A 9,814-nucleotide genomic window follows, 5' to 3' on the forward strand; every position below is an offset into this window, starting at 1 on the left:
CATTCCACTCCCCCCCCCCCCCCCCCTACCAACCCCCACACTACAACACCATCCCCCCCCCCCCCCCTCTCCCCACCCCCCCCCCTGGCCGGGTGCGCGCGCCCCGCCCCCCCGTACGGCCACGGGGTTCACCCCCCCCCTCGCCCCGGTGGCCAGCAGGATGGCCAGGCCGATCTGGCCCGCGCTGATCCGTGCCAGATAGGTGCCGAAATCGGCCGGGCTCAGCGCGGTCGCCCCCGAACCGACCACCTCGCCCGCGGCGAAGACCAGAGTGGCGAATTCCAGGCAGCACCACAGTCCGGCCAGAACCGCCATCATCCGCCACGGGAGCTCGATCCGGTCCGCCAGCCGGGGCAGCACGGCCAGGCCGAGCACCGTCGCGCCCGCGATATCGGCGCCGAAACGCACCGCCGAGGCCGCCGGAACCCCGCCGAGCGTCCAGGCCAGCAACACCCCCATCAGGCCCGCCGGTATCACGAGTCCGAGCGCGAACCGGTCGTCGGTTCCGCTCGGGACACCGTTTCTCACCGCTGGTTCTTGCCCTTGCCCAAGTTCGAGCCGAACAGCGCGAACCCGAGACCGCCGCCGAACAGGACGACCGCACCCACGAGGTACACCCAGACCGGGATACCGCCGCCCGAGCCGCCGCTCTCACCGCGGGCATTCGCGGCCGGGCCCGGAGTGCCGTTACCCGGCTTGCTCAGCGTGAAAGCGCGCTCACCGTTGACCACGTGACCGTCGGCCGAGGTGACCCGGAAGGCCATCCGGTATTCGCCGGCCGGACCGAGTTCACCGACCTCGACGCTGAGATTCCTGCCGTCGACGACCGGCTCGCCCTTGGACCACAGATTGCCGTCCGGACCCACCACGGTCATGGCCGGGAAGTCGGGCTGCAGAGGTTCGTTGAACGTGATGGTGGCGCGCTGCGGCCCCACCTCGACGGTCGCGCCGGCCGCGGGATCGCTGCCCACCACCGCGGAGTGGGCGGCAGCCGGCCCGGCCAGCGCGCCGAGGGTCACCATGAGCAGGGTGGCGACCAGCGCGAAGCGCCGGCCCCACCGGGACGTGCGGTGGTTCATCGCCGGCTCCGGACCACCGCGCCGACTCCGGCGCCCAGTGCCAGTGCGCCCAGCGCCAGCCCCAGACCGCCCAGCCAGCGGGCCGTGGTGTCGCCGCCGCCGTCGTCGGCGGGCGCGGCGGCCGCCTCGTCACCGTGACCGCCGTGACCGGCCTCATCGCCGTTCAGTGCGAGGACGGGCGAGGGGTGTTCGACCGAATCGTGGTCGCCGGTCTCGTTCCAGCGCACGACGGTGCCGTCGCTGTAGGTCTGTTCCGCCGGGAAGGCGACCGACTCCGAATCCGGGAACGGCCCGAGCGATACGGCGAAACGCTGGAACTCACCCGGCCGGATACCGGGGGATCCCGGGGTCGCGGTCCAGGTGACGGCGGTGACCTGGTCCTTGTCGTTACGGTCGATTTTCGCGGTCCAGCCGGGCACCGGTTCGGTGCGCGCGGTGGAGAAACCGGGCACGGTGATCCGTACCGAAGTGGTGGCGGCGGTATCCGATTCGGTCGGGACGCTGAAGGTGGCGACCGCACCGTGACCGGGTGTGGCGTCCGGTGCGGAAACACTCACGTGCGCGGCGGCGGTACCGGCCGCGGCCAGTACGAAACCCGCGGCGAAGGTCGCGGTCAGACCACGGCGCAGGGCGGGGGAGATCCCGTGGGACATGTGTTGGAAGCTTTCTCTCCGAGGGAAGGGGTGGCGGGGTCGGTGCGCGCGGGCGGTGCGCGTGGACCCGGCGCTCCCTTCGGAGAGCGATAAGCCGTGACCGGGGTGGTCGCGGCGATACGGACCCGGGGCAGACCCGGGGTGGGGCGTGGTGGTTCGAGCAGCGCGCGCAGCACCGAGGACGCGCAGCGGTAGAGCCGCTCGGCCGAGGTGATCGCCAGCGCACAGACCACGACAGCGAGTAGGTGGAAGGCGATCATCGCCACCCCCGGCGGGGCCTCGGACGCTGTCTCGACGGGGGAGCCGTGATGACCGGTGAGGCCGGTCAGCGCCCAGTGCCCGGCGGACTGCCCGGCCGCGAGCGCGACCAGCGTGCTCCGGCCCGGTCCGGCCCGCAACCGGTCCGATCCGCCGATGACCGAACCGGCGGCCGCGCCGGTCACCAGGGCCGTCAGCAGGAGTAACGCCGCCCCGGCGGATGTCGGGTATCCGCCACCCGCGACACCGTGGGCGGCGACGGCCAGGATCCCGGTGGTCGCGCCCACCACGCAGCCCCGCAGCGGCGCGGGAGACGGGTACGTGCGGGGCATCGCGGACTTTCGGGTTCAGCCGACCTGACCGGGCCCGGCTGGTCGGGGAGTGGGCAGGGCAGTGTCCATGGTCGCCGACCGGCCCCGGGCCCGCGCACCCGGCCCGGGGATCGGGCCGGGGACACCCACTCGATGACGGCCCGGAGTCAGGCGACGCCGAGGCGAGCGAGGACGTCTGCCTCGATCCGGGACAGCTCGGTCGTGATGGACGCGTACACCGACCGCCGCCGCCCGGCGGGCATCTGGTCGGCGGTGCGGACGGCGGCGGTGAGTGCGTCGAGCCGGTTACGGGCGTCGGCGACGAATTGCTGGGTGTCCTTTTCCTTGCCGGACCGCCCATCCGCGATCTTGTCCAGCGCGGCCTCGGTATTGCCGATCCGGGCCTGTAGCCGGCCGCCGTGCCCGGCGTAATCGCCGAGCTGGCTCACCCCGACGCCGAGTTGTTTGGCGCGGCGGGCGTCGAGCTGCCCGCGCAGATAGGTCGCGCCGCGGTAGGCCAGTGGGGCGAGCACCGGAACCAGCACCCGTGCCACCCCGATGTACTTCCTGATCTGAGCCGGGCTGAACGGGTCGCGTTCCGCCCGCGCGGCCGCTTTGAGGGCCGCCTTCTCCTCGGCCTGCAGCGTGGCGACCTGGGCCTGGGCGACCTTGCGCTGGGAACGGGCCTCCGCCCGTTGGCGTTTCCGGTCGTTCTTCGCGGCGAGTTTGGCCTCCATGGCGGCCTTGTGCTTGAGAGCCTTGGCCTCGGCCCGCCGACTCGGCCGCCGTTTGCGCTTGGTGAACAACCCCATCGAAGGCCCTCCGTAATGCTGGTTCGTTACGGCGGTACGACACGGAAAACCGCACCGTCCACCCGTGTCACACGGTTCGCCGACACCCTATCGGGTTACCGGCCGCGGCGGCGAGAGACGCTGCCCGCGGCGGTGCGGCGACGCTGTTCCCGGATGCTCGATTGGGTGGTCTGTCGGGGACAGGGACCATACTGCTTGCGTGCAACCCGGCAGTGTCGACAGCGAAGACCCCTCCCACGCCGATCGCGAGCGGCGGGAGTCCGCCGTGCCCGCCGGGCGGATTTCCGCCGGTGCGGGCAGGCTCGCGTTCCTCGATGCCCGGGGTCTGATCGGCTGCCGTCATCGGCTCGGGATGGACGCCGCGCACCCGGAACTGCTCGCCGAAGTGCGCGAGGACACGGGGGTGCAGCAGCGGCGCGAGGCGGCACAGGCCCATCGCGAACGGGTCCGCGACACTCTGGTCGCGGCCGACCCCGGTGGCTGGGTGATCATCGACCCGGCGCTGCCGGCGAGCGCGCGTGCCGAGGCCACGCTGCGTGCCTGCGCGGCGGGCGCGCCCCGGATCTGGGGTGGGTTGCTGCCGCAGGAGCCCGATACCGGGCGCCGCGGCGGCGCCGAGATCCTGCTGCGCGACGAGCGCAACGGCGGCTATATCCCGGTCATCGTGGTCAACCACAAGGTGACCGATCCGCGCCGACCGGATCCGGCCGAATTCCACCCGCTGACCTCGGATCTGTTCTCCTGGAACCCCGTTCTCGACCGTGCCCGCAAACTCCGCCAGCAACCGCGCGACCAGCAGCGGCTGGCCCATGTGTACCGGATGCTGGAGCGTCACGGGCTGGCGCCGGCCGCCCGGGTCGGCGGGGTCATCGGCTTCCATTTCGACCGGATCCTCGTCCACGACCTGACCACGGTCCTCCCCGACTACGACAGTCGTTTCGCGGACCGGATCGCGGTGGTGCGCGGCCAGTCGGAAACCGTGCCGTCGAAGGTCCCCGAATGCCGCCAGTGCGTCTGGTGGAGCCGGGGCGCCGAGGGCGGGTGCCAGGCCTGGTTGAACGAGCATCGTGATGTGAGCGTGGTGGCGCCGGGCTCGCGCGCGGAGGTGCTGCGCGGGCACGGAGTGCGGACCATCGACGAACTGGCCGCCTGGTCCGGGCCCGAACCGGAGGACTGGCAGCACGGGCCGTTCGAGGAGGCCGTGGTCACCGCCCGGGCATGGCTGGTGCAGGCACCGCTGGTGCGCCGGTTCGACCGGGTCTGGGTGCGCCGGGCCGATGTCGAGGTGGATGTCGATCTGGAGAGCTATCAGGAGGAGGGCGCCTACCTGTGGGGGACCCTGCTCGACGGGCGGTACCGGGCGTTCGTCACCTGGGATCCGCTACCCACCGAGGACGAGGGCCGCTCCTTCGGCGAGTTCTGGACCTGGCTGATGGAGATCAGAGCGCAGGCCCTGGCCGCCGGGAAGACCTTCGCCGCGTACTGCTATTCGCGCAGCGCCGAGGACAAATGGCTCTACGAGTCGGCGCGGCGGTTCGCCGGGCGTCCCGGGGTGCCGACCGAAGCACAGGTCACCGAGTTCGTCGATTCGATCCAATGGGTCGATATGTTCCAGGCGGTCACCGATCAGTTCATCTGCCCGAGCGGTAAAGGACTCAAGAAGATCGCACCCGTGGCCGGTTTCGCCTGGCGCGATCCCGAAGCGGGTGGGGAGGCGTCGATGAGCTGGTATCGGCGTGCGGTCGGTTACGACACCGAGCCCGACCTCACCCAGCGCACCCGGCTGCTGGAGTACAACGAGGACGATGTCCGGGCCACCGCGGTCCTGCGCGAGTGGATGAACCCCCGGACGCCGCGGGAGCACAGCGCCGAACGTGAGGTGCCCGCGCTGAGCGACTTCGCCGCGCCGACCGGCACACCACCCGACCTGTGGACGAGTTCCGCACAGGCTTGATTACCATTGTCCAGCGTGACAGAGCACGTCGAACAACTCGAGTTCCAGGCCGAGACCCATCAGCTGCTCGAGCTGATGATCCACTCGGTCTACTCCAACAAAGACACGTTCCTGCGGGAGCTGATCTCGAACGCTTCCGACGCGCTGGACAAGCTGCGGCTGGAGTCCTATCGGGACAAGGATCTGCACGTAGACACCGACGACCTGCACATCGAGCTGGAGGTCGACCGGGATCAGCGGGTCCTCACCGTCCGGGACAACGGCATCGGCATGTCCCGTGCCGAGGTGGTGGACCTGATCGGCACCCTCGCCAAATCCGGTACCGCCGAGGTGCGCCGGAAACTGAACGAGGCGAAATCCGAGGCCGCGGCCGGGGAGCTGATCGGCCAGTTCGGTATCGGCTTCTATTCGACCTTCATGGTCGCCGACAAGGTGGTGCTCACCAGCCGCCGGGCGGGGGAGACCACCGGCACCCGCTGGGAGTCGACCGCCGGTTCGGGCACCTACACCATCGAAACCCTCGACGAGGCCCCGCAGGGGACCGCCGTCACGCTGCACTTGAAGCCGGCGGACCCCGAGGACCATCTCTTCGACTACACCCAGGAACACAAGCTCCGCGAGATCGTCAAGAAGTACTCCGATTTCATCGCCTGGCCGATCCGGATGCAGATCGAGCGCACGGTCACCGAGGGCGAGGGTGAGGAGAAGGAGGAGAAAACCGTCGTCGAGGAGCAGACGCTCAACTCGATGAAGGCCCTCTGGACCCGTCCGCGCAGCGAGGTGTCCGAGGAGGAATACCAGGAGTTCTACCGGCACGTCAGCCACGCCTGGGACGAGCCGCTGGAGATCATCCCGCTCAAGGCCGAGGGTACGTTCGAGTATCAGGCGCTGCTGTTCCTGCCCTCGCAGGCGCCGTTCGATCTGTTCACCCGCGAACACAAACGCGGTGTCCAGCTCTATGTGAAGCGCGTGTTCATCATGGACAACTGCGAAGAGCTGATGCCGGAGTACCTGCGTTTCGTCAAGGGTGTGGTCGACGCGCAGGACCTGTCGCTCAACGTGTCCCGGGAGATCCTGCAGCAGGACCGGCAGATCCAGATGATCCGCAAACGTCTGGTCAAGAAGGTGCTGAGCAGTGTCAAGGATCTGCAGGGCGCCGAGGACCAGGCGAAATACCGCACCTTCTGGCAGGAATTCGGCCGGGTGTTGAAGGAGGGCCTGCTCTCCGACTTCGACAACCGGGAGACCATCCTGGAGGTCTCGTCCTTCGCCTCTACCCATTCCGAGACCGAGGCGACCACGCTGGCGCAGTACGTGGAACGGATGCCCGAAGGGCAGGACGCCATCTACTACATGACCGGCGAATCCCGTGAGCAGGTGGAGAAGTCGCCGCATCTGGAGGCGTTCCGCGCCAAGGACCGCGAAGTGCTGATCCTCACCGACCCGGTGGACGAGATGTGGGTCGGCTCGGTCACCGACTTCGACGGTAAGCCCTTCCAGTCGATCGCCAAGGGCGAGGTCGATCTGGAGACCGAGGAGGAGAAGAAGGAATCCGAGGCCCTGCGCGAACAGCAGGACAAGGATTTCGCCGAGGTGCTGACCTGGCTGGGCAAGACCCTCGAGGACAGCGTCAAGGAGGTCCGCCTCAGCTCGCGGCTGACCAGTTCGCCGGTCTGCCTGGTGGGTGATGTGTTCGATATGACCCCGATGCTGGAACGGATGTACCGGGCCTCGGGTCAGGAGCTGCCGCAGTTCAAGCGGATCCTCGAGCTCAACCCCACCCATCCGCTGGTGACCGGTCTGCGCGATGCCTACGACGCCCGCCGGGACGACGCCGACGCGGGTAAGGTTCCCGAGCTCACCGAGACCGCCGAACTCCTGTACGGCACGGCTGTGCTGGCCGAAGGCGGGGAACTGAAGGATCCGGCCAAATTCGCGCAGATCCTCGCCGACCGGCTGACGCGTACGCTCTGAGGGGTGCAGCCGGGCTTCTTTCGTCCGCGGACCGTCTACGGCAGTGAGGCGAGCGCGGACGGCGGGCGCCCGGCCGTAGGGGAGACCGTGGCCGCTGCCGCGGTCTCCCGGTACGCGCCGAGGTATTGACGAGATCGGATACGACCGTGCCCGAAAACCCACTCGCCGCCGTGGATCCGTGGGATCTGGTCGCCGAGGACTATGCGGTGTCCACTATTTCGGTGATGCGCCCGTTCGCCGCCGCGGCAGTGCAACTGGCCGGCCTCGCCGGACATACGCCGCCCGCCCGTGTGGTCGATGTCGCGGCCGGTCCCGGCACGCTGAGCCTACTGGCCGCGGAGCACGCCGAGCGGGTGGACGCGATCGATTTCTCCGCGCCGATGATCGAGCAACTCGAGCGCGCGGTGACAGTGGCCGGGGCGGGCAATGTGGTGGCGCGGGTCGGTGACGGACAGGAATTGCCGTTCACCGACGCCGAATTCGACGCGGCGTTCTCCATGTTCGGGCTGATGTTCTTCCCCGACCGTGCGCGCGGGTTCGCCGAACTGTTCCGGGTGCTGCGGCCCGGCGGGGTCGCGGTGGTATCGAGCTGGGCGCCGGCCGACCGGTCGACCTGGATGCAGATGTCGTGGCGCGCGCTGGGCTCCGCCGACCCGGGTATCCGCCCACCGGCATCGAACCTCGAAAGTTTGGAGAATCCCGAGGTATTCGAGCATGAGATGCGCGCGGCGGGGTTCGAACGGGTATCCGTGGTGCCTCATACCGTGGAGATGGTCTTCGCCGATGCCGACGCACTGCTCGCCCGGCTCACCCGCGGTATCGCGCCCCTGGAGTTGATGCGGCGCAGTATCGGTGACCGGGCGATGGCCGAGCGTATCGAGGCCATGCGCTCCTACCTGTCCGAGCATTACCGGCCGGGCAGCCCGCTGACCACCACGGCGTATCTCGGGGTCGGCTACCGGTAACGGTTGTGTGCCGCCGGGGGCGTGCGGCGCGGGTCGGTCGGTCGGGCGACGCGTCGGGCGGTCACCGGATCGCTTCGGGCGCAAACGGTTTCGCATGGTCGCCAACCTGCGGTTTGTAACATGTCAAGGGATGTAGGCGATGCATCGTCCGGGATACGCGAATCGTGTTCCGGATAGGAGATCGATCATGTCGACCACCCGTGCGGCGCGCCGCGGATTGCGCCACACCTCGCTTCGGATCGCGTTGCTGGGCGTGCTGATCGCCGCACCCGCCCTGGTGGCCGTACCGGCGTCGGCGGAACCGGGTGACGGCCCGATCACGACGCATTTCGCTTCCGTCTCCGAGGACTACGACACCTTCGGTTACGACCGCGACGGCTACGACAAGGACGGTTACGACCGGTTCGGTCGCGACCGCGACGGCTACGACGAGGACGGGCTCGACTTCTTCGGGCGCGATCGTGGCGGCTACGACAAGGACGGGCTCGACAGTTTCGGGCGTGACCGGGCCGGGTACGACCGCCACGGCTACGACCGGTGGGGTTACGATCGCCGCGGTTTCGATCGTGAGGGATACACGCGCGCGGGCTGCCGTGTCGACGGCAATGACCGGGAATCGGCAGACCGTGCGGTCTGCGATGCATGGCGGGCGCGCCTGGCCGACCGGCAGCGCCCGCCGACCGGCAGTGCCGGCTGACCCGCATTCGGTACGCCGCACCCGGAACACGAACGCCCGCAGCCCCGGATTTCCGGGACAGCGGGCGTCGTTGTACGGGCCGAAGACTACCGCGGCGCCATGCGCAGCGCGCCGTCCATGCGGATGGTCTCGCCGTTGAGGTAGTCGTGTTCGACGATGTACTGCGAGAGCTGCGCGTACTCGTCCGGCCGGCCCAGCCGGGACGGGAACGGCACACCGGCCTCGAGGCCCTGCCGGTATTCCTCGGTGACACCGGCCAGCATCGGGGTGTCGATGATGCCGGGTGCGATGGTGTTGACCCGGATACCGAACTGCGCGAGGTCACGCGCGGCCGGCACGGTCATACCGTGCACGCCGCCCTTGGACGCCGAGTACGCGATCTGACCGATCTGGCCCTCGAACGCCGCCACCGACGCGGTGTTGATGACGACACCGCGTTGTCCGGCCTCGTCCACGGCGTCGGTCTTGGCGATGGCGTCGGCGGCCAGACGCATCACGTTGAAGGTGCCGAGCAGGTTCACTGTGATGACCGTGCGGAACAGCTCCAGATCGTGCGGCCCGTTCTTGGACAGGATGCGCCCGGCCCAGCCGACCCCGGCGCAGTTGACCACGATACGCAGCGGCGTACCCGATTCGACCACCTTGGCGACAGCGGCGGCGACCTCGTCGTGGCTGGTGACATCGGCGGCGAGCAGGGTGACCCCGTCGGGGACATTGTCGCCGGCGCGCTCGATCGACTGCGGGACATCGAGCCCGAAGACGGTGGCGCCCAGATCGGCGAAACGCTTGGCAGTGGCGGCGCCCAGACCGGACGCGCCCCCGGTAACGATGGCGGCGGAACCCGAAATCTCCACGATGGTCCTCTCGTTCGTGACAAGCCAGTTGGCCTAACGTCAATTGCACCCTAACCGGTGCGTGCGGAGAGTTCGTGGACGGTCCCCTTGCGCTGATCGGCCAAATCGTACTCAGTAAAGGACCTAGTACTCCAGCCGCACTTGTTATGTAATCGGTGTCGGCGCTGGTAGTGGGCTTTTCTGGCCCGGTATTGATGGCGACGCCGCCAGGTCGACCACTGCCAGATGGCGGCTCGATCGGGTATGGGCTTGATTAC

9 protein-coding genes and 1 pseudogene are annotated in these 9,814 nt (G+C 69.1%); 4 read left to right on the top strand and 6 right to left on the bottom strand.

The window, feature by feature from the left end; translation table 11 throughout:
* The 5 genes and pseudogenes from ACLML9_RS25505 to ACLML9_RS25525 all read right to left on the bottom strand — a co-directional run.
* Positions 1-528 (bottom strand): annotated as a pseudogene (locus tag ACLML9_RS25505) (hypothetical protein); the annotation flags it as partial.
* Entirely contained in the window at positions 525-1,079 is a 555-nt protein-coding gene (locus ACLML9_RS25510) for a copper resistance protein CopC (RefSeq protein ID WP_411947896.1), read from the bottom strand. The gene ACLML9_RS25510 and the pseudogene ACLML9_RS25505, both read right to left, overlap by 4 nt.
* Positions 1,076-1,732 (bottom strand): YcnI family protein, encoded by a 657-nt coding sequence (locus tag ACLML9_RS25515; protein WP_411947897.1) that lies wholly within the window; start codon positions 1,730-1,732, stop codon positions 1,076-1,078. The genes ACLML9_RS25510 and ACLML9_RS25515 overlap by 4 nt, the downstream gene beginning before the upstream one ends.
* Positions 1,693-2,322 (bottom strand): hypothetical protein, encoded by a 630-nt coding sequence (locus ACLML9_RS25520; RefSeq protein WP_411947898.1) that lies wholly within the window; start codon positions 2,320-2,322, stop codon positions 1,693-1,695. Before ACLML9_RS25520 ends, ACLML9_RS25515 begins: the two co-directional genes overlap by 40 nt.
* A gap of 146 nt (positions 2,323-2,468) precedes the next feature.
* Positions 2,469-3,113, bottom strand: coding sequence for a DUF6474 family protein (locus ACLML9_RS25525; protein WP_411947899.1), 645 nt, complete (start codon positions 3,111-3,113; stop codon positions 2,469-2,471).
* A gap of 265 nt (positions 3,114-3,378) precedes the next feature.
* On the opposite strand from ACLML9_RS25525, the gene ACLML9_RS25530 reads away from it, so the two are divergent.
* From ACLML9_RS25530 to ACLML9_RS25545, 4 genes are all read left to right on the top strand, one after another.
* Positions 3,379-5,067: a TM0106 family RecB-like putative nuclease gene (locus ACLML9_RS25530; protein ID WP_411947903.1), complete on the top strand. Its 1,689-nt coding sequence runs from the start codon at positions 3,379-3,381 to the stop codon at positions 5,065-5,067.
* Positions 5,068-5,082: 15 nt separating this feature from the next.
* Positions 5,083-7,041 carry a molecular chaperone HtpG gene (gene htpG, locus ACLML9_RS25535; protein WP_411947900.1) on the top strand — a complete coding sequence of 653 codons (1,959 nt, stop codon included), beginning with the start codon at positions 5,083-5,085 and terminating at the stop codon, positions 7,039-7,041.
* A 146-nt stretch (positions 7,042-7,187) separates the two neighbouring features.
* A complete protein-coding gene (locus tag ACLML9_RS25540) occupies positions 7,188-8,006 on the top strand; it encodes a class I SAM-dependent methyltransferase (RefSeq protein ID WP_411947901.1) in 819 nt (272 codons plus the stop codon).
* 187 nt (positions 8,007-8,193) lie between these two features.
* Complete coding sequence (locus tag ACLML9_RS25545; RefSeq protein ID WP_411947902.1) at positions 8,194-8,703, top strand: hypothetical protein; 510 nt, start codon at positions 8,194-8,196, stop codon at positions 8,701-8,703.
* A gap of 86 nt (positions 8,704-8,789) precedes the next feature.
* On the opposite strand, the gene ACLML9_RS25550 is transcribed toward ACLML9_RS25545, so the two are convergent.
* A complete protein-coding gene (locus tag ACLML9_RS25550; RefSeq protein WP_030524392.1) occupies positions 8,790-9,557 on the bottom strand; it encodes an SDR family NAD(P)-dependent oxidoreductase in 768 nt (255 codons plus the stop codon).
* Positions 9,558-9,814 lie beyond the last annotated feature (257 nt).

It is taken from the genome of Nocardia sp. NPDC002869 (genome assembly GCF_046764065.1).
In the GTDB taxonomy this organism is placed as follows: domain Bacteria; phylum Actinomycetota; class Actinomycetes; order Mycobacteriales; family Mycobacteriaceae; genus Nocardia; species Nocardia rhamnosiphila.

Coding starts and splice junctions, on each gene's coding strand:
- ACLML9_RS25510 (WP_411947896.1), bottom strand. CDS start 1,079: ATGAACCACCGCACGTCCCGGTGGGGCCGGCGCTTCGCGCTGGTCGCC.
- ACLML9_RS25515 (WP_411947897.1), bottom strand. CDS start 1,732: ATGTCCCACGGGATCTCCCCCGCCCTGCGCCGTGGTCTGACCGCGACC.
- ACLML9_RS25520 (WP_411947898.1), bottom strand. CDS start 2,322: ATGCCCCGCACGTACCCGTCTCCCGCGCCGCTGCGGGGCTGCGTGGTG.
- ACLML9_RS25525 (WP_411947899.1), bottom strand. CDS start 3,113: ATGGGGTTGTTCACCAAGCGCAAACGGCGGCCGAGTCGGCGGGCCGAG.
- ACLML9_RS25545 (WP_411947902.1), top strand. CDS start 8,194: ATGTCGACCACCCGTGCGGCGCGCCGCGGATTGCGCCACACCTCGCTT.